The organism is Oceanococcus sp. HetDA_MAG_MS8, assembly GCA_019192445.1.
Lineage (GTDB): Bacteria > Pseudomonadota > Gammaproteobacteria > Nevskiales > Oceanococcaceae > MS8.
The window spans coordinates 295,489-314,859 of sequence record JAHCMK010000002.1 but is presented as its reverse complement, the minus strand read 5'-3'; the positions used below and the strand labels follow the sequence as shown (position 1 = coordinate 314,859).

At 59.7% G+C, this 19,371-nt stretch carries 15 protein-coding genes; 8 read left to right on the top strand and 7 right to left on the bottom strand.

Going from position 1 to position 19,371, the window contains the following annotated elements; translation table 11 throughout:
* Positions 1 to 40: 40 nt before the first annotated feature.
* Positions 41 to 1,654 (bottom strand): hypothetical protein, encoded by a 1,614-nt coding sequence (locus KI787_04190; GenBank protein ID MBV6629135.1) that lies wholly within the window; start codon positions 1,652 to 1,654, stop codon positions 41 to 43.
* A 363-nt stretch (positions 1,655 to 2,017) separates the two neighbouring features.
* Between KI787_04190 and KI787_04185 the strand changes: the two genes are divergently transcribed.
* Positions 2,018 to 2,551, top strand: coding sequence for a hypothetical protein (locus tag KI787_04185; protein MBV6629134.1), 534 nt, complete (start codon positions 2,018 to 2,020; stop codon positions 2,549 to 2,551).
* A gap of 71 nt (positions 2,552 to 2,622) precedes the next feature.
* Here KI787_04185 and KI787_04180 read toward each other — a convergent pair whose 3' ends face one another.
* Positions 2,623 to 3,417 (bottom strand): TatD family hydrolase, encoded by a 795-nt coding sequence (locus KI787_04180; GenBank protein ID MBV6629133.1) that lies wholly within the window; start codon positions 3,415 to 3,417, stop codon positions 2,623 to 2,625.
* Between the two features lie 110 nt (positions 3,418 to 3,527).
* On the opposite strand from KI787_04180, the gene KI787_04175 reads away from it, so the two are divergent.
* The 3 genes from KI787_04175 (at position 3,528) to KI787_04165 (ending at position 6,933) form a co-directional block, all read left to right on the top strand.
* The gene (locus KI787_04175) at positions 3,528 to 5,480 is read left to right on the top strand and encodes a sodium:proton antiporter (protein MBV6629132.1); all 1,953 of its coding nucleotides are present in this window, start codon (positions 3,528 to 3,530) and stop codon (positions 5,478 to 5,480) included.
* On the top strand, positions 5,477 to 6,136 hold the full coding sequence (locus KI787_04170; GenBank protein MBV6629131.1) for an alpha/beta fold hydrolase: 660 nt from the start codon (positions 5,477 to 5,479) through the stop codon (positions 6,134 to 6,136). Before KI787_04175 ends, KI787_04170 begins: the two co-directional genes overlap by 4 nt.
* A gap of 74 nt (positions 6,137 to 6,210) precedes the next feature.
* Positions 6,211 to 6,933, top strand: a complete 723-nt coding sequence (locus KI787_04165) for a hypothetical protein (GenBank protein ID MBV6629130.1) — start codon at positions 6,211 to 6,213, stop codon at positions 6,931 to 6,933.
* A gap of 516 nt (positions 6,934 to 7,449) precedes the next feature.
* Here the strand turns inward: KI787_04165 and KI787_04160 are convergent.
* Together KI787_04160 and KI787_04155 are read right to left on the bottom strand one after the other, a co-directional pair.
* A complete protein-coding gene (locus tag KI787_04160; protein ID MBV6629129.1) occupies positions 7,450 to 8,565 on the bottom strand; it encodes a HupE/UreJ family protein in 1,116 nt (371 codons plus the stop codon).
* Positions 8,566 to 8,579: 14 nt separating this feature from the next.
* Positions 8,580 to 9,380: a SurA N-terminal domain-containing protein gene (locus tag KI787_04155; protein MBV6629128.1), complete on the bottom strand. Its 801-nt coding sequence runs from the start codon at positions 9,378 to 9,380 to the stop codon at positions 8,580 to 8,582.
* Between KI787_04155 and KI787_04150 the strand changes: the two genes are divergently transcribed.
* A complete protein-coding gene (locus KI787_04150) occupies positions 9,379 to 11,649 on the top strand; it encodes a DUF3604 domain-containing protein (GenBank protein MBV6629127.1) in 2,271 nt (756 codons plus the stop codon). The two genes, KI787_04155 and KI787_04150, sit on opposite strands and share 2 nt — an antisense overlap.
* 6 nt (positions 11,650 to 11,655) lie before the next feature.
* On the opposite strand, the gene msrA is transcribed toward KI787_04150, so the two are convergent.
* The 3 genes from msrA to KI787_04135 all read right to left on the bottom strand — a co-directional run bounded on the left by msrA (position 11,656) and on the right by KI787_04135 (position 14,189).
* On the bottom strand, positions 11,656 to 12,315 hold the full coding sequence (gene msrA / locus KI787_04145; protein ID MBV6629126.1) for a peptide-methionine (S)-S-oxide reductase MsrA: 660 nt from the start codon (positions 12,313 to 12,315) through the stop codon (positions 11,656 to 11,658).
* Between the two features lie 2 nt (positions 12,316 to 12,317).
* On the bottom strand, positions 12,318 to 12,824 hold the full coding sequence (gene msrB, locus KI787_04140) for a peptide-methionine (R)-S-oxide reductase MsrB (GenBank protein ID MBV6629125.1): 507 nt from the start codon (positions 12,822 to 12,824) through the stop codon (positions 12,318 to 12,320).
* 126 nt (positions 12,825 to 12,950) lie between these two features.
* A complete protein-coding gene (locus tag KI787_04135) occupies positions 12,951 to 14,189 on the bottom strand; it encodes a hypothetical protein (protein MBV6629124.1) in 1,239 nt (412 codons plus the stop codon).
* Positions 14,190 to 14,304: 115 nt separating this feature from the next.
* On the opposite strand from KI787_04135, the gene KI787_04130 reads away from it, so the two are divergent.
* Genes KI787_04130 through KI787_04120 form a run of 3 tightly spaced genes read left to right on the top strand, consistent with a single transcriptional unit; the run spans position 14,305 to position 19,352 of the window.
* On the top strand, positions 14,305 to 15,204 hold the full coding sequence (locus KI787_04130) for an alpha/beta hydrolase (GenBank protein ID MBV6629123.1): 900 nt from the start codon (positions 14,305 to 14,307) through the stop codon (positions 15,202 to 15,204).
* A gap of 6 nt (positions 15,205 to 15,210) precedes the next feature.
* On the top strand, positions 15,211 to 16,254 hold the full coding sequence (locus KI787_04125) for an efflux RND transporter periplasmic adaptor subunit (GenBank protein ID MBV6629122.1): 1,044 nt from the start codon (positions 15,211 to 15,213) through the stop codon (positions 16,252 to 16,254).
* The gene (locus KI787_04120; protein ID MBV6629121.1) at positions 16,251 to 19,352 is read left to right on the top strand and encodes an efflux RND transporter permease subunit; all 3,102 of its coding nucleotides are present in this window, start codon (positions 16,251 to 16,253) and stop codon (positions 19,350 to 19,352) included. Before KI787_04125 ends, KI787_04120 begins: the two co-directional genes overlap by 4 nt.
* Positions 19,353 to 19,371 lie beyond the last annotated feature (19 nt).

The window sequence follows — 19,371 nt, the reverse complement described above, 5'->3', positions numbered from 1 at the left end:
GCTCGGGTGATGCCTTCTGGCCTCGCCCTGCCAACTCCTTCTAGAACTGAGGGCGACGTCTCAGCCACCCGCTCAGCATTACCGCCAGAGACACCCACACAGACAAGGCTCCACCTGAAGCAGCGCCGCTACTACGGCTGGGAGCTGTGGCCTGCGCCGTCATGGAACCATCCAGTTTGGGGCCGCCCACTTGGCGAATATGCAGAGGCAGCGCGACTGCGCCGCCCTGGCGCGTATCCGACATGGCGATATGCACGCTGCCATCACCGGCCACTTCCAGCCCAAAGTAATCGCCCAAGCGGCGATCGATGAGCTGCGCTTGGCACAAGGTGCCCCCCTGGCAAATGGTGCCGGTATGCGGCGGCTCATCACTGGCTTGCACCACGCTAAAGGCAGCCAGTTCGGCGGCGCTGCCTTCCCCCGCACAGCCAAGGCCACTGCTGGTGTAGGCCAGCATGACTTGCCAGGGTTTGTTGGCCGCATCGGCCTCCCCCGGCGAGCTGGAGTCGGTGGCCACATTGGTTTGCAGCCAGGCGATGGCCACCTGCCCGGGTGCGCCTACCGCAATCCAAGGCCACAGTTTGTCTTCCGGGGCATCGTCTACACGCTGCGGTGTGGACCAGCTTTGGCCCTGGTCGCTGGAGTAGGCGTAGTAAATGCCGCGCTCACGCACGCTGCCGTCCTCTGGCCAGGTGGCGTAGAGGTTGCCGGCATCGTCCATGGCAAAGGTGGGGCCGATGGTGCGGTCACTGCTCGGAATACCAGCAGGCGAGGCAATGGGCACGATGTCGACGGTGAAATCGCTGTCTTCCTCGCGGATATTGGGGAAGATAGCCATGGAAAGCTCGCCGCCGGTGGCATGCAGCGAATACAAAATGCCCCGCTGCTTGTCGATTTGCAGGTCGCCCACGATAGGGTCGATGACGAAGGGGGCGTTGAAGGTAGCGCCTCCATCCGTGGACTTGGCTATGAAGTGGCTGAGGTTGCCCACTGGCTCACCGGGTACCGGCCCACCACCAAAGCCACTAGCGGCCATATACAGCTCGTTCTCGCGATCGGCAGCCATCCACTGCCGGTCGGAGAGGCTGAAGGCAATCACATTCTGCAAGGTGTAGCTACGCCCGCCATCGCTGGATTTGGAGACTGCAATGTTGGCCAGATTGATCTCGGACACATACACGTTGCCGGCCGAATCGATAGCAAATTCCGGGTCGGAAAAGCCCGAAGCAGGAATGCCGGCCAAGGCGGCTACATCCGCAGAGCTGGGTCCCACGCGGGGTACAAACTCCCAGGTTTGAAACTCGTCTTCCGCCTCGGCCACGTAGTAGTAGGTTTGACCGGTGTAGTTTTCTACAAAGGCGCCCGTGGTGGGGCTAGGAGCCGAGGGCGAATAAAAATGCGTGGTACCGGCATGGCTGCCCCAGAGCAAATGCCCATCGGGGTGACGGCGAATCAGTGGTTCTCCGCCCGCCCGCCCGGTATCGATGTAGCTGGCTTCGAAGGTCATGCGAGGGGAGGGCGGCGCACAGGTACTGTCCGAAGACTTGGCGGTCGCAACCGCGGCGCTAGCCGGAAGGCTCAGCAAAGTGCTCAACAGGGCCAAAGGGCCCCACGCCAAAAAATGCAGGCCAGGCTGCAGGCTCTTCAATCGCATTGTGGTTCTCCTGTTCCAGGCTCCCCATGGCCTGGTAGTTCTTTGTAGCAGACTAATCGCCCTGCTTCGAAAAGCCCAGAGCAGGCGTGCCTTATGAGGAGAAAGATGCAGCAATTGCTAAGCCACTTTGCTGCGACCAGCATTGCCAAGTGTGAGGAACACGGCCATCCTCAGGAGGGATAGTCATTGATCCTCCTAGGCATGTCGACATCACAACTGCCGCAAGTTGCTGAGCGAGTACTTCGTCGCAGCCAAGCCGATCAGCTATCCAGAGTGCAGACTGTGAACCTCCGGCAGCGAGGCCGGATGCGCCTTGGGCCTGGCAAGCGCTGGCTACCATTCAAGGCGCAACAGAGGATATCGGTGGAGCGACTTCAATTTCGCTGGGAAGCCAGGGTGTGGCTGGCACCGTGGCTGTGGGTCAAGGTCACCGATGCATTCGAGGGTGGCCGCGGTCGATTGGAGGTGGCGCTGTGGGGCGTGATTCCCATTAAGAAAGCGCGAGGCTCGCGCTTGGGTCTTGCACAGGCTCAGCGCTACCTGGCCGAGCTCCCTTGGTACTCGCCCGCCCTGTATTGGAATGAAACGCTAAGAGTTCAAGCACTAGGACCCAATGCACTGCGGGTATGGGCTGAAAAGAGGACCATCAGTGTGGATTTGTACGTGGATGAGCGTGGTGACATAGTGCGTGCGCACAGCGCGGAACGCTATCGCGAGGGTGTAGGAAACCAGCCCTGGGAAGGAACATTCCAGAATTATGCGCAGTTGGGAGGCTTACGGGTGCCGCTGGAGGCTGCGGTGGCTTGGCTGGAACCGTATGGACGATTCGAGTACTGGCGGGCTGAGATCGAGCAGTTGGAACTTGAGTTTGGGCCTGGGGCTCATCTCCAATCCTGAGCCTTAACTCCACTGAGCAAGGTGATGATTGCAGATTGTTGTGACTCTCGCGCTGGCTTCTACTAAGCCGGTTAGGCTTCGTTGAGCTTGAAGAGTCGGGTGGCATTGGCCGCGGTCATCTCACCCAGGGCCTCCGCACTTTGTCCACGCGCCTGCGCAATCACACGTGCCACCTCAGGCAGGTGGGCTGGCTCACAGCGGCGGCTTTTGGGTTTGGGGCGCAGCGTGCGGGGCAGTAGATAGGGTGCGTCGGTTTCGATGAGCAGGCGCTCATCGGGAATGTCGCCCACGGCTTCCAACAAGTGCTGGCCGCGGCGCTCGTCGCAAATCCAGCCAGTGATTCCGATGTAACAGTCTCGCTGGATGTAATCGGCCATTTCTGCGCGGGTGCCGGTAAAGCAGTGCACCACAACGCCAGGCAGGCGTTCCAGCCAAGGGTCCAGTAGGTGCAGAAAGTCGGCGTGCGCATCGCGTTGGTGCAAGAACATGGGCAGGTTCAATTCGGCTGCCATGGCCAGTTGGGCGGTGAAAGCCCGCTTCTGGTCTGCATGCGGGGAGTAGTTGCGGTTGTAGTCCAGCCCAGCTTCACCAATGGCGACCACCTGGCCTTGCGCACCTAGGTTGCGATATAGCTCCTCATGTTGCCGGTTCCAATCACTGGCATAGTGCGGGTGAAGACCTGCGGTGGCGAAGAGCTGTACGCCTCCGCGCATGCCAGCATGGGCCACAGCGTGTTGGGTGCTCTGGATGCAGGAGCCGGTGAGCAGGATGCGGCTCACGCCCGCGTCCGCTGCGCGGTTCAGAACTGCGTCGAAATCGTGGTCAAAACTCTCGTGGCTGAGGTTGGCACCAATATCGGTGTACATGCGTTGAAAGCACAGGGATGAGGCTGCGCAGTGTAGTACGACATGGCGACTCTGGTTGCTGGCACCCATCCTGCTAGACTGCTCTACCGCACTTTTGGACCTGCCCGAGTTTGGACAGCCAATTTGAGCAAATAGCAGACGCCCTGGTTTTAATCCTGGGCTTGGGAGTGGCATCGCAGTGGGTGGCCTGGCGCTTGCGCCTGCCCGCCATCGTGCTGTTCTGCGTGGCGGGCATTCTGTTCGGCCCGGCCCTAGGCGTGATCACTCCCAGCGAAACACTGGGGGATATTTTTCGCCCGGTTGTGTCTTTGTGTGTGGCCATTATTCTCTTTGAAGGCGGATTGTCCCTGCATTGGCACGAGCTCAAAACCGCCGCTGCCGGGGTTAAGCGACTTGTGTCCTTAGGGGCGCTATTTAGTTTTGGCTTGGGCGCGCTGGCCGCGCATGGAATCGGTGACCTGGAATGGCCTACCGCATTGGTGTTTGCGGCCATCATCATTGTTACCGGCCCCACAGTCATTATTCCCATGCTGCGCCAAGCCAAGCTGAATAAGCGCACGGCCGCCTATTTGAAATGGGAAGGCATCATCAATGACCCCATTGGGGCGTTGGCAGCGGTGTTGCTGTTCCAGTATTTCGTGATCTCCGAGAAAGCGGCTGGGGAGCAGGTTTTGGGCGGCCTATTAATGGCGCTCGTTGCAGCGGTTGCTCTCGGTGGTGGGGCAGCTTGGTTGTTGATTCGTGCTTATCACTCGGGTGGTGTGCCAGAGTTTTTGAAGGCGCCGGTGATGTTGGCGTCGGTGTTGGTCGTGTTTGTGATCTCCAATCACGTGCAGCATGAGGCTGGGCTGTTATCGGTGACCGTCATGGGTTTGGTGTTGGGTAATTCCGACCTGCCCAGTATGGATGAGCTGCGCCGGTTCAAAGAGTACGTCGTACTCATCTTGGTCTCCAGCGTTTTTGTGATGCTCACGGCAGATCTTGATCCCGCCCTGATGGGACGTTTGGACTTTAAGACGCTGTCCTTGATTGTGGCGGTGATGTTTGTAGTCCGCCCACTGGCGATTGGTTTGGCCACCATTGGCACCGACTTACGTTGGCAGGATCGCCTGCTGTTGGGTTGGATTGCCCCGCGCGGAATTGTGGCGGCAGCCGTGGCTGGGGTTTTTGGTCCCGAGATGTTGGCTGCGGGTTATCCGGACGCAGAGCTGCTGGCCCCCTTGGTATTTGTGTTGGTGATGGCCACGGTGGTGGCACATGGCTTCACCATCGGCCCGCTGGCCCGTTGGCTGGAGCTAACTGTGCCGGCGAATACGGTGATGGTGGTCGGTGCATCCCCGTGGAGTATTGACCTCTGCCGCATGCTGCACAAAGAGCTAGATATACCAGTGATTTTGGTGGATAGCTCATGGCATCGTCTGCGCGAGGCTCGCCTGGCCGGGATGCCGGTACTGTATGGCGAAATACTTTCCGAGGAAGTGCAGCAATCATTGGAACTGGCGGGCATTCGCTGTGTGCTGGCCGCCACTAGTAATGATGCTTACAACGCGCTGTCGTGTCGGCACTTTGCCTCAGACTTGGGCCGAGAGAAGGTTTACCAGTTGCCTTTGTATGGCGTGTCTGGACAGGACGATAAAAAGATCGCCAAGCGCGCCGTAGCCAGCCCCTTAACCGGTGTGTTGGCCTTCGCGAGCGACGCCGACTATGAAAACCTATGGCGGCGTCATGTGCAGGGTTGGAGTTTCACCAAAACGCGCATTACCGACACTTACAGCTGGGAAAACTACCTGGCTGATGTGTCGGGGAAAGCCTTGCTGATTGCGGTGATTCGTGAAGGGCGGAACCTGCATTTTCACGCTCCTAAGAACCCCTTGCGGCCACGGGCCGATGATGTGGTGATCAGCTACATTCCGCCCGAAGACAACCGCAAAACCGCGAAGAAGAAAACCGCCAAGGCGGAACGAGCGGAGAATGTCGCTGAGCAGGCCAGCAGCGAGGACAGCCCGCCGCAGGCTCTGCCCGGTGAATCGCCAGCGGAATCCCCACCCACTCAAAGCGAATGATGGACACTGCCGAACTGCGCCAGGCTCTAGAGCAGGGCCGGTCACTCATCAATGGCCCGGCTGGGGCCTTGGAATTACTCGTCGAAGCGCCTAAGTCCCCGGATACTCACGGTATTGCTCTTATCGCACATCCCCACCCGCTGCATGGGGGCACCATGGACAACAAGGTGGTGTATAGCGTGGCCCGCGGTGCCCAAGACGCTGGCTGTTTGGCAGTGCGTTTCAATTTCCGCGGCGTGGGGCGTAGTGCAGGTCAGCATGCACACGGAGCCGGTGAGCAGGAAGACCTGGCCGCTGTCGCTGCGTATCTGCGTGAGGCCCTGCCGCAGCTTCCTCTAGCCTTGGCGGGGTTTTCTTTTGGCTCTTACCAGGCACTGGCGCAATGTGCGCCATTGCAGGCTAAGGGGGTGCTGACGGTGGCGCCGCCTTTGGCTTATGCCGGTGATGAGCCCTTACCTAATCCGCAGGCACCGTGGTGGTTAATTCACGGCGATGCTGATGATGTGGTGGATTGTGCCGACACGCTGCGCCGAGCCAAGGCTGCTGTGCGGCCACCCGAGCAGCTACAGGTACTACCCGGCGTAGGGCATTTTTTTCACGGGGAACTACCCGCAGTACGTTCCTTTACCGAGGACTTTCTGCGCGCAGTGATCTGAGCTGGGCTGCAGTTCACGCAAGTGTCGCGGTCAAGCACTACACTGGGGCCCCACATGAACACCCTGGTTGCACAATGCTGAAACCCTTTGCTCGTCTCCTAGTTGTGGCTGGAATGGCCGGCGCGACGCTATCTGCTCAAGCGGCAGACATTAACCTGCAGCCTTTCGCTACCCAAGGCGACTTTGAAGCGGCCATGCAGGACCTCACGGCCGCGTTCTCCTACAAGCCCTTGCAGCCGGCTGAGCCCGCCGGAACCTTGGGTTTCAACCTGGGTATTGTGGCCAGCTATACCGGCATCGAAAACGAGCAGGCCTGGCGCAACATCACTGGTGAAGACTTCGACGACCTGGGCATGATCGCCTTGGCCGCGACCAAGGGCTTGCCTTTGGGTATTGATGTGGGTGCCTTCATTGCCGATGTGCCCGATACCAACGTCAGCCTCTATGGGGCCGAGATTCGCTATGCCTTTATGGAAGGCGGCATTGCCACTCCAGCGGTAGGCCTGCGTTTGGCGCATACCTGGGTGGAAGGCGTGGACGACTTGGAATTCGATACCACCAGCGTGGATGTGTCGGTATCTAAGGGCTTCCCGCTGGTGACCCCTTATGTGGGCGCTGGCCGCGTGTTCGGCACAGCCGACCCGCAGGGTATTACGACCTTGAGCGAAGCCGACATTAACGAAAATAAGTTCTATGCCGGTGTGCGTTTCTCGCTGCTGCTGTTTAAGGCAACGGCCGAATTGGACCAAACGGGTGACAACACCAGCTACAACTTACGTTTGGGCTTTGGGTTCTAGGGGCCTGTAGCAAGTATTCAAAGGGTGGCTGCGAGCCGCCCTTTTTTGTGCGACGCCCCAGAAACGCAGCAGCTGTGCTGCGATGATCTTTGCCACAGCAAGTTTGGTGGAGGCAAGGAAGACCACATCGGTCTATTAGGGTCTTGGTGGCAGGGCGGGTAGGCGGCCATCGGTTGGTGCGTGCTGGTCCGCTGCGGTCGCTACCCTCCGCAACTGCTGCTTGGTGTGGTCGGCTTGACGAGACATCCTGTCTCGGCAAGCCTCAATCGGCCGTCCATGGCCGATTGATCACAGTCGCAGCAGTTTCCTCCGGCGCTGCGGCCGACTGCGACCGCAGCGGACCAGCACGCTCTCAGCACCTGTCGCGACCAAAGCGAGCGGTAAATCCGTCTACCTGCGGTACCGCTTCTTGCCCTTTCATGAGTGCGGATCGGGCTCTCCGGAGACATAGCCTACTAACGCTTCGATGTTTCGACGGTGCGCAAGCCGGCTGACACTCCAGGTGTTGTAAGTGCTTTACTGGAGCGCCAGCAGCCGTTGGCAGAACCAGTAGGCTCCCAGTCCACAACTCAGGGCCTGTGCGGCGGGCAGCATAGGAGCGCCATGGCGCCAGCGCTGCAATAGCCACCAGGCTGGAATGACAATGAAGAGCTGCCCCGTCTCTACCCCCAGGTTAAAGCCCAGAATGATTGGCCAAATTTGGGTGGCCTGCTGGGTGGCCTCAAGGACGGCGCCGGCGAAGCCAAAGCCGTGCAATAGTCCAAACAACGCGGCCAGTATCAGGCCGCCGAGCAGAGCTTGGGTATCGTTGCCTTTGATTTGCCAGAGGTGGCCTAGGGCCAGTAAAGCTATGCCAGCCCAAAGCATTTGGGACAGGGCGCTCAGCCAGGCAGCGAGCAGGCTGCAGCCCAGAATCACCAACGAACTCAGTCGTCGCTGTGTTAACCCGTGTTGAGGCAGAGCCACAAAAATGATGCTGGCAGCAATAACCAGCTCAATACTGACCGCTGGCGGTTGTATCTGAGCTAGCACGGTCAGGAGTAGCGCCAAGCTGTGGCCGATGGTGAAGCCGGTGACTAAACCCAACAGAGCGCGCAGGCTGCTCGCCCATAGCAGTAGCCCGAGCAAGAAGGCCAGGTGGTCCCAGCCCAGCACAATATGATGCAGACCCTGCTGCCATTGAGGCAAAAAGGCACTGAAGTTGGTCGAAGGCTGAACAAACCTTGGCTCCAGCGCCAAGCTGTGGCCAGCACCTCCGCGCAGTAAATGAAGCTCGCCAGCGGCCTGCAGCATATGCAGGTGGCCGGGTAAGGTTCTGAGCCAATGCAATTGAATGTGCTGGGGCTCACAGGCAACTTCCCATAGGCCATGCAGCCAACCATCGCGTAGCCTGGCCGGTTGCAGCTGCGTTTTCAGGCAGTTGTCATCGGCGCCACGCATCTGCGTTTGGTCCGCTAGCCATAGGGAGAGTGCCTTGGTGGAGCCGGCTTCGGGCTGAGCACGAAAATCCGCAGGTCGAACTCGCCAGCTCCATAGCCAGTGCCCAGCACTATCCCTTTGCAGCTGCGCATAGGATTGGGTGCCTGCCGTATGAGCCTGAGCCCCGAGGCTCAGCACAAGACCAAATGCCATCAGAACATACCGCTTCATGGTGCGGAGCGGCGCACAATGCGGGCCTCGCTAGCCAGGCGCTCTAAGGCCTGCGCCAGCTGAGCCTCTTCCTGCTCGCGCTGATACGAGCGCAGCGCCCGCTCACGGTCTATAGCCTCAAGCGTCAGTGGTTGCGGGGCTTGTATAGCCTCGAGCACTAAGTGATAGTCGGCTTCGCCGAGGCGCATAGGCTCATCCAGTGGCCCGATTGTGGGGGCTGCAAATGCCGCCTGCGCCAGGCTTTGGCCTAGCCAACGTTGCAACTGGCGCTGGCTCATCAGCTCATTTGGAATAGGCAGGGCTTGAGCCTCTTGGTTCTTGACTTGGCGCCATGCTCGCACCCGGCGTTTCTCGGGTTCTTGGAATAAGTGCGCCTGCTCCTTTATGAAAGTTTGCAGCTGCGCATCACTGGGGTCTGTATGCAGGCCCTGGCTTAAGGCGGCCATGGTGGCCTGTACCAAGCGCCCGCGGACTTCGGGAATGCTATGCGTGAGCTGCATGTCCTGAGCTAGCTGCAGCAATAGCTCTTCGTCGATGAGGGTTTGCAGTATGCGCAGTTCACCAGCGCGATCCAGGGCCGTGCGGCGATCCTGGTTCACCGCAGCAATGGCTTGTTGCCATTGCTGCGTGGAGATCGGCGTGTCGTTCACCATAGCCACGGCTCCGGGCGGCAGGTCCGCTGGTCGACTCTGCCATACGCTGACGATGGCGAGCAGGCTGCCGAGCGCCAACGCCCACCATGGCCCCCATTTGGCGTAGGCTGCGCTTTGGGAGACAGTCGATCTGGGAGAGGACATGCTGCGGCGATTCCTAAAATGGGCTCTGGGTGTGGTCGGCATTATGCTGGCTGGAGTGTTCGTTCTGGTATGGCTCAGCCCAGAAGGGGAGCTGGAGCAACCCGGCGTTATTCAGGGTGCGGCCCGCTCGCCCGAGGCGCTGGCTCAGCGTTGGCAGCAAGATGCCAAAGATGTCGTAGCACTGGATACCCAAGCGCAGCGACCCAAGGCCCAGATCGTCTTTGGCGACCTGCATGTGCACAGCACTTACTCCATGGATGCGTTTTTGTGGAGTTTGCCCATGATGCATGGATCGGGATTGCACCCCCCCGCCGATGCCTGCGATTACGCGCGTTACTGCTCCAACTTAGATTTTTGGGCCATCACCGACCATGCCGAAGCGCTGACGCCCCGTCATTGGAGCAACACTCAGCAGATGGTGCGCGACTGCAACGCCCTCACCAACCCCGACAATCCAGACCTAGTTACATACTTGGGCTGGGAATGGACCCAGGTGGGGCAGACTCCAGCAACCCATTACGGCCACCGCAACGTCGTCCTCAAGGAGATCGATGCCGATAAGGTGCCGGCCCGCCCGATTACCTCGGGTGGTTTGCCGCTCAAGCATATGCGCCGCCGGGCCATGAGCCCATTGGAAGAGCGCATTGCGCCGTGGCTATTTCCAGCGGAATCGCGCCAAGCGATGCGCAACCAGTTTGCCAAGCAAGAAGAACTACGCAGCGTGCCCTACTGCCCGGAGGGTATTCATACCCGCGACTTGCCGGCCGACTGCGTGGAGTCCGCCGAAACCCCGGATGCCTTGTGGCGTAAGTTCGCCGAATGGGGTGGGGACGTACTGGCCATTCCCCACGGCACTAGCTGGGGCTTCTACACTCCCCCGGGGACCACTTTCGATAAACAAATTCAAGGCGATTTGCACAACCCGCAGTATCAACGCTTGGTGGAGGTGTTTTCGGGGCACGGAAATTCTGAGGAGTATCGCGACTTCCGCGCAGTGGACTTTGATGAAGCCGGCAACATGAGCTGTCCCGCACCTAGCCCCGGCTACTTACCCTGCTGTCATCAGGCAGGTGAGTTGATTCGCCAACGTTGCGCCGACCCCAACTCCACCGACTGTGAACAAAAGGTGGCTCAGGCCAAGGTGGACTATTTAGAGGCTGGTGTGGCCGGCCACTTGGTGGTGCCTGGTGCGCAGCCCGAAGATTGGTTGAACTGTGGGCAGTGCAATGATTGCTATCTCCCAGCGCTCAACTATCGGCCTGGAAACAGTGTGCAATCGATGTTGACCCAGAGCGATTTCGTGCAGCGCGAGGCCGATGGCGACCCGCGTCGCTTTCAATTTGGGTTTGTCGCCTCTTCCGATAATCATGCTGCGCAGCCAGGAACAGGTTTTAAAGAGACCGGGCGCCACCAGAGTACCGAAGCCTTTGGTCCTTCTGACACCCTGACGCGGATGCGGTTTTCGGATGTGGCCAAGCGCGGGGGCGAGTCGGATGTCAGCGTCCCCTTTGACCGTAAAAACACCCACTTCAATCTCTTCCAGTATGCAGAGTCGGAACGCTTAGGTTCTTTTTTCTATACCGGTGGCTTGGTGGCCGTTCATGCGCCAGAGCGCAGCCGTGATGGTATTTGGGAGGGCATGATGGCTCGTCAAACCTATGCGACTTCAGGCGAGCGCATCTTGCTTTGGTTCGATCTGCTCAATGGTCCTGATGGCGAGGTCAGCATGGGGCAGGAGGTTGCCATGCAGGAGCCGCCACGGTTTCGTGTGCGTGCCTTAGGCGCTTTTGAGCAAAAGCCGGGCTGCCCGCAAAGTACCTGGGAGGCCCTGGGAGCCGAGCGGGTGCAAAGCCTCTGTGGTGGGGAGTGCGACAACCCAGGCGATGTGCGTAAGCCCATCACTCACATTGAAGTGGTGCGTATTCGGCCGCGGGTGCTGCCGGGTGAAGATACCGCCAAGTTGGTGGAGGATGTATGGCAAAGCCTAGATTGTCCGGCGGATGGCAATGGTTGTGTGGTGGAGTTCAGCGACCCGGACTATGGGCGTGACCGCCGCGACACCCTGTACTACGTGCGCGCCTTGCAGGCGCCCACTCCCACCATCAATGGGGACCAGCTTCGCTGTGATAGCAATGCTGAGGGCGAGTGCATTGCCGTGAACCCTTGCTTTGGCGACGACCGAACCGGCTTGCAGGATGACTGCACTGCTTTGGAGGCAGAGCGGGCCTGGTCCTCTCCCATCTACCTAGACTACCCGCAGCGGCGCTGAGTTGAGCTAGCCCCAGAGCTCTTCCAGACGGGCATCGCGGCCGCAACGGCTGCGGTAAAAGCCGTAGCGAATGGGGTTTTTCTTGTAGTAATCCTGGTGGTAATCCTCAGCTATCCAGAAGCGGCCTGGGGCTTCGATACTGACGGCTACGCGGTCGAAGCGTCCGCTGTCGATGACCTCTTGCAGGCTGGCGCGTGCTAGCTCTTCTTGCTCTGGCCCCAAGGGCATCAGTGCCGGTCGGTATTGGCGCCCGCTGTCACAGAACTGACGATTGGGTGTGGTGGGGTCGATATTCTTCCAGAAGTGATCGAGAAGCTCAGTGTAGCTCACTTGCTCTGGGTCGTACATCACCTGCACAACTTCGGCATGCCCCGTTTGACCCCGGCTGACCTCTTTGTAGCTGGGGTTTTTCTCGGGGCCGCCTGCGTAGCCAGACACCACATCCAGCACGCCCCGTAGCTTTTCGTAGTCGGCCTCCATGCACCAAAAGCAGCCACCGGCGAAGATGGCACTGAGCATCCCATCGGCTTGCTCGGCAGGGAGTGCAGGCTTATCACTTTGCGCAGGGGCTTGGTTCCAAGGTTGCCAAGCCAGCACTGCCAAACACAATGTCAGGCCCAGCGTAGCCCAACGTCGCGGCGCTAGCCGCCAGCGCAGTCCATCCATCCTTAGCTCCGCAGGGCCGGCAGTTCTTCACCCGCCGGGATAAAGCTCAGAGCAACACCATTGTTGCAGTAGCGCAGGCCCGTCGGCTTAGGGCCATCTTTGAAGACATGACCTTGATGGCCGCCGCAACGGGCGCAGTGATATTCGGTGCGGGGGTACAGCAACTTGAAGTCGGTTTTGGTGTCGACATGGCCGGGGATGGCGTCGTAGAAACTGGGCCATCCCGTGCCCGATTCATATTTCCAGCCTGACTCAAACAAGGGCAGGTAGCAGGCTCGGCAAATGTAGGTTCCTTCGCGCTTTTCTTGGTTCAAAGCGGAGCTCCGCGGGCGCTCGGTGGCCTCTTCGAACAGAACGCGGTAGGCCGCGTCGTTGGCGAGCAGCTCACGCCATTGCGCCTTGGTTTTCTCCAGCGGCTCGAAACCGCTCTGGGCTTGAGCGATGCCGAATTTGGCAAGACCAAAGCTGGCGGCCATTCCAGCCAGAATTTGGCGTCGAGTCATGCGCATTGTCCTTGTCACAAACGAGAAGTGTCTGGGCCTAGGACTGTATACGCCGTGGACGGTTCCCCCGATGCAGTGAGCGATTGATGGGCCGACTGCACGCCCTTGCCCCCATGCAGATGGTTGCGATGCTTAGCGCAGCAACCCCTGCAGGGCTGCGTAGACCTGCGGGTCGCCAAGGAGATCCATGTGATGGCGCTCTTCCACAACCTGCCGCACGATTCGCGGTGCATGGACCCGGTGCTGAGCATGTTCTGCAAGCGCGCTACGGACCGGAACCAAATAATCGTCCCCAGCCAGCCCCTGTAGTTCGCCCTGGCGGCGCGCCGCGATGAGCAAGTGCGGGATATCGGGCAGTAAAGGGCAGGGCTGGCGCAAGTCGCGGGTATCGTCATCGCTCTCACGGCTTTGCCAGTCGGCATGCATTAAGTTTCCATGACGTAAATCTTGAATGCCTGCCGAGCGAACACCCCCCAAGCGCATAAACGGCGCCGTATAGGCGGTGATGCCGAGTAAACGATTGGCATGATTGCCCCAGACCTCCAGCGGAGAGCCATGGTGCGGGCTGCCCAGGTAGGCAGACGCCTGGACGCGGTTCAGCCAATCGGCATCAATGGCTTGGGCCTGGGCCATCGCTGAGCGGATCACCAGCCCGCCCATAGAGTGGCCGACCAGCCACAGTGGGCTGCGCTGGCCTTGCTCCCATGCGGTTTGCATCTGCAGGTGAAAGTCCCAGCCATTCTCCGAGATGTGTCGCCCGGTGTTGTACCGAAGGTAGCTGCTAGCAACGGCGGAATTCTGTAGTTCGTCTATAAAACCTTGATGGGCCGAGCGCTGCCAGCCACCTTCATGCATACAGAGTCCATGCACAAAGATCCAACGCGGCCGATCGCCCTGAGCTTCGGAGTCCTCGCCGTGGGCAGGAATGAGTGTCATGCCCTGGGCTAATGCATTACCGCGAGCATGGAGGCGGTCGCCGAGGACGCCATTAAGGGCCGCATGCACATGCTGCCAATGCAGTGGATCGCTGGCCTGTGCCGGCTGGGGAAACTGCTGACTAATCGTGGCCAAGGCCTGCTCAGTGCTAGCAAAACCCTGGTGCACGCAGCGGTACACCAAGCCGGTGAGTCCGCGCGTGCGCTGGGCCGGTGCCGATTTGAAGGGGTGCCGAGCGCCAGCAATAGTGCCGTGCAGAGACTCGGTCAGGCCGACAATGTCACGGCCCAAGCCAAAGCCTAATGACGCACCTGCGCTGGCGCGCTGTAGCCAAGGCAGCGTTTGACGCAGCTGTTCACTCCAGCCTTGTACGGTGTTTAACCAGTCTTCGGTCGCATGGGCTGTGGTTGGCTGGTTCGGTGTGTTCGTCAACATGGGCGGCGTCCGAGGCATATGCGCGTCGTGTGTCTAGCACCCAAAGTAAACACATGTTCACATTGTGTCAATGCCTGACCAAGAGCAGGTCAACGCCGCGTGCCACAATTCGGCGATGAGCGCCTCATTTTGGGATCAGGAACACATTACCACTCCAGATCATCGCCATCTGTGCATGTGGTACCCCCACGGCCAACAGGAGGTGGTGTTGCACTTTGCCCATGCTACGGGGTTTCACGCACATACTTATGCGCCACTATTTGCTGAGTTAGACGATATTCCGCTGGCTGCTTGGGATATGCGCGGGCATGGCTACTCCGCTGATGGCCAGCCTTTAGCACGGCTGCATAGTTGGGCGAGTTATGCGGCCGACTTGGAGGCTTGGGTCTTGGCCCAGCCGCAGCCTGTCTGGCTTGCTGGGCATTCGGTGGGCGCCACTGTCAGTGCCATGGTGGCCGCCCGTCAGCCGCAGCATGTACGCGGGCTCATTTTGATTGAGCCTGTTCTGCTTGGGCCCCTGCAATCCAGTTATCTGTGGTGGTCGCAGCGGTTTCGACGGCCTCCTTACATCCCTATTGCAGCCGGTGCGGCACGTCGCCGTCCAAGCTTCTCCAGCCCGGATCAGGCGCGCAGCGCCTACCGCGGCCGAGGCGCCTTCAAAACCTGGCCACAGGCTTGGTTGGATGCTTACGTCGATCATGCTCTGGTCGAATATGAAGGTGAATGGCGCTTACGCTGCCACCCGGCTTTTGAGTCCAGTAGCTTCGACGCGACGCCACTGTGGCCCCAGCGTTGGCTCAAACAGATTCGCTGCCCCATCGCCGTGCATCTGGGAGAGGTACAAAGCAGTACCACAGGCGCATACTTACGCCGCTGGATGCGTCGGCGCGGACGCAATCTGATGCTGCAGACCTGGGAGCAGCACAGCCACTTTCTACCTATGGAGGCGACGCATTTGTTGGCCCAGAGCATGCGCCAATGTCTGGCCGAGTCGTCGCTTCAAGTCGAGGATTAAAAACACATGTACGAGCGCTTGCGAAGCCTGTCGTGGGTCGGATTTTGGACCCTGAGTCTGCTGCTGGTGCACGGCCTGGCGCATGCCCAGAGTGGCCGCGCTTTGCCGGTGAAAGTGGCGGCGGTGGCTGAATCGTCCTGGGCGCGCGAGGTGCAGGTCACCGGCACCATCGAAGCCGTCGATAGCGTTCGCCTGGCACCAACCGTGACCGAGCGCGTGACCAAGGTGCATTTCCAAGAGGGTGCGAAGGTTGCTGCGGGCGAAATACTGGTTGAGTTGGAACAAGCTCAAGAGCAGGCCCAATTGGCTTTGGCCAAAGCACGTTTGCGCGAAGCCGACTTGGCGGTGAAACGCGCGGCCTCTTTGCAGCGCCAGAAGTTGCTAGCCGATGCCGGCCTGGATGAAGCCTTGGTCGGTCAGGCCGTGGCGCAAGCCGAAGTGGACGCGGCCCAAGCAGCTCTGAATGAGCGTATTTTGCGCGCCCCCTTTGCGGGCCAGGTGGGCTTGAGGCAGGTTTCTCCTGGGGCCATTGTCGAATCGGGCACCATCATCACTCAGTTGCACAGCGTGGATGCTTTGCGGGTGAGCTTCTCGCTACCGCAAACCGAGTGGTTACTGTTAAGCCAGCCCCACGAGGTGCAGGTTGAAGTGGCCGGTCTGGCTGGACAGAGCTGGACGGGGCAGATCGATGCTGACGCCGTCGCTCTGGAGACTCAAAGCCGTGCTCTACCTTTGCGGGCGCAGATACGCGATGCGGCGCCTCCCTTGCGACCAGGCCTCGCTGCGACCGTGACGGTGCGCTCGCAGCCACATCGTAGTTTGAGCGTGCCCGAGGCAGCGCTGCTGCCTCGCGGTGGGCAGCAGTTTGTTTATGTGGTGGATGAGCAAGACCAGGCACAACGCCGCAAGGTGCGCATTGGGCTACGCAAACCGGGGACGGTAGAAGTGCTCGATGGTCTGACTGCCGGCGAAAAAGTGGTGGTGCGTGGCGCCGAGCGTTTACGCCCCGGTATGACGGTGCTGGCTTCGCAATGGAGCCCGGAGGCATGACGCTAACGGACACAGCTGTACGTCGGCCGGTGTTGGCCAGTGTGTTCAGCATTTTGCTCGTGGCCTTTGGCTTGGTCAGTTTTGACCGTTTGTCATTACGTGAGTACCCGGATATTGATGCTCCCGTGGTGTCCATTCGGGTGAACTATCCCGGCGCTTCGGCCGCCGTCGTGGAACGCCAAATTACCGAGCCCATTGAAGACCGTATCGCTGGGGTGGAGGGCATTCGCTTTATCTCCTCCACCTCTCAGGACGGGCGATCCAATATTCGTGTGGAGTTCACCACCGACCGCGACATTGATGGGGCGGCCAATGATTTGCGCGACCGGGTCGCTGGTGTGCTGAATAATCTTCCCGAGGAGGCAGACCCGCCGGAGGTGCAAAAAGAAGACTCCGACTCTGACGTGATCATGTGGCTGAATCTCACCGCAGAGGGCATGAACGTTCTGGAGTTAACCGATTACGCCAAGCGTTATCTGCAGGATCGGTTTTCCACCTTGCCTGGCGTAGCACGTGTGCGCGTTGGCGGCGGCCTGGAATACGCCCTGCGAGTATGGCTAGACCCAGATGCACTCGCGGCGCGCAGCTTGGATGTGCAAACGGTTGTCAGCGCATTACAGCGGGAAAATATTGAGCTGCCCGCCGGCCAGCTGGAGTCTAGTGAGCGAATTTTTACCGCGAGGGTGCAGCGGAGTTATCGCGCGCCAGCTGACTTTGAAGATTTGGTGTTAGGGGCAGCCCCTGATGGCAGCCTGATACGGCTGGGAGACGTTGCTCGTATCGAACAAGGCGCCATCGAAGATCGCACCCTGTTCCGCGGCAACACGGTGGCCATGGTGGGCTTAGGGTTGATCAAACAGTCCACGGCAAACACCTTGGATGTGGCGACGGCGGGTCGTGCTCTCGCCGCACGCATTAACCCCACGCTGCCTGAAGGCATGGCGATCAAACAAAGCTACGACACCAGTGTTTTCATCCGCGCTGCCATTGCAGAGGTGTGGAAAACCCTCGCCTTAGCCGTGGGGCTAGTTGTGGTTGTGATTTATCTGTTTTTGGGTAGCTGGCGGGCCATGCTGATTCCTGCCGTGACAGTCCCCGTCTCCTTAATTGGCAGTTTCATTGCATTACTGGCCTTAGGGTTCTCGGTGAACTTGCTCACGCTACTGGCCTTAGTCCTGGCAGTGGGCCTGGTCGTAGACGACTCCATCGTCATGCTGGAAAACATCCACCGCCGCACCGAAGAGGGTGAAGCGCCCTTGGCAGCAGCCTATCTGGGGGCGCGGCAGGTGGCTTTTGCGGTCGTGGCGACCTCGGTAGTGCTCACCGCCGTCTTCGTGCCTATTGCCTTTCTCACCGGAAGCTTGGGCCGGCTCTTCACCGAGTTTGCGCTGACCATGGCTGCGGCGGTGTTCTTTTCCACGCTGGTGGCGCTGACACTGTCCCCGATGCTGTGCTCCAAGCTGCTCAAAACAGCGGCTCATGATCAATCAACGCCCATTGTTGATCGCGCCTTTCGCAGCTTGGCGGCAGGTTACGACCGATTGCTGCAGTCGATGTTGCGACACCCGGCTTGGGTGCTGTCTGGCTTTGGTATTTTGCTTGTGGCCAGCATAGGCCTGTACAAAATTCTGCCCAGTGAGTACGCACCCGCTGAAGACCGCGGGGCCTTTTTTATGTTGATTAATGGGCCGGAAGGGGCGACTTACGACTACATGGCCGACTACGCCCAGCAGATCGAAGATCGGCTGATGCCGCTGGTGGACGAGGGCGAAATTGAGCGTTTGCTCATTCGCGTGCCGCGGGGCTTCTCGGTACAGCGCTTTAACGATGCTATCGGTATTGTCATCCTGAGTGGCTGGGGGCAGCGGCGTAGCGCCTGGGAGGTCATGGCCGATGTTCGTCAGCGCGTGGCGGACCTATCCGGCGTGACGGTGTTCCCAGTGATGCGCCAGGGCTTCGGGCGCGGAGTTGGGCAGCCGGTGCAGTTCGTGGTTGGTGGAGGCACCTACGAGGAACTGTCCGAGTGGAGCCAAATCCTCAGCGAGGCCATCGCAGAGCGCGGCCTGCCCTTGCAGGGAGTGGACTTCGATTACGAAGACACCCAGCCTCAGCTGCAGCTGCGTATTGACCGTGACCAGGCCGCGCAACTAGGCGTGAGCGTGGAAGACATAGGTCTGACGCTGCAAACCCTGTTGGGGACTCGGCGCATTACCACCTTTATTGATCGCGGTGAAGAGTACGACGTGATCGTGTCTGGGGTGCGTTCAGAGTTTTCTACTCCGCAAGATTTAGCGGCTGTTCCGGTGCGCTCCCAGCGCAGTGGGGAATTGGTGTCCTTGGCCAACCTCGTGCAAATTGATGAAACCACCGGTGCAAATACCCTGAACCGTTATAACCGCGTCAGGGCCGTGACCTTATCGGCCAACCTCGCAGAAGGGACAACTCTGGGGGAGGCCTTGGACGAACTCGTGGCATTAACGCGTGAGGTTTTGCCTGATACCGCCGTCATCGACTTTAAGGGACAATCCCAAGACTTACAGGAGGCCGGCGATGATGTGGTCTTCTTATTCGTGTTGGGGATGTTCGTGGTGTTCTTGGTGCTGGCCGCGCAGTTTGAGAATTGGCTACACCCCCTGGTGATCATGTTGACCGTGCCCCTGGCCATAGCCGGCGCCCTGGCGGCGATTTGGCTCACCGATGGCAGCCTGAACATCTACAGCGAAATTGGCTTGGTGATGCTGGTGGGCCTCGCGGCCAAAAACGGCATCCTCATTGTGGAGTTCATTAACCAACTCCGTGATGAGGGCCAGGAGTTTGATCAGGCCATTCGTAGCGCTGCCGCCATTCGTCTCCGTCCTATCATCATGACTGGTATCACGACTGCTGCCGGTGGAGCCTCATTGTTGCTGTCCTCTGGGGCAGGCTCCGAAACGCGCTTTGCCATCGGTGTGGTGGTCGTGGGTGGCGTAGTAGCGGCAACGGTGTTCACGGTGTTTGTAGTGCCCGCAGCCTATGCTCTGCTGGCGCGCCGAACTCAGCCGCCCGGTGCTGTTGCCCAGAGGTTGGAGCAGCAGCTCGAGGCCATGGAGACGCCGTAGAGCCAAGGCCAGAGCTGCC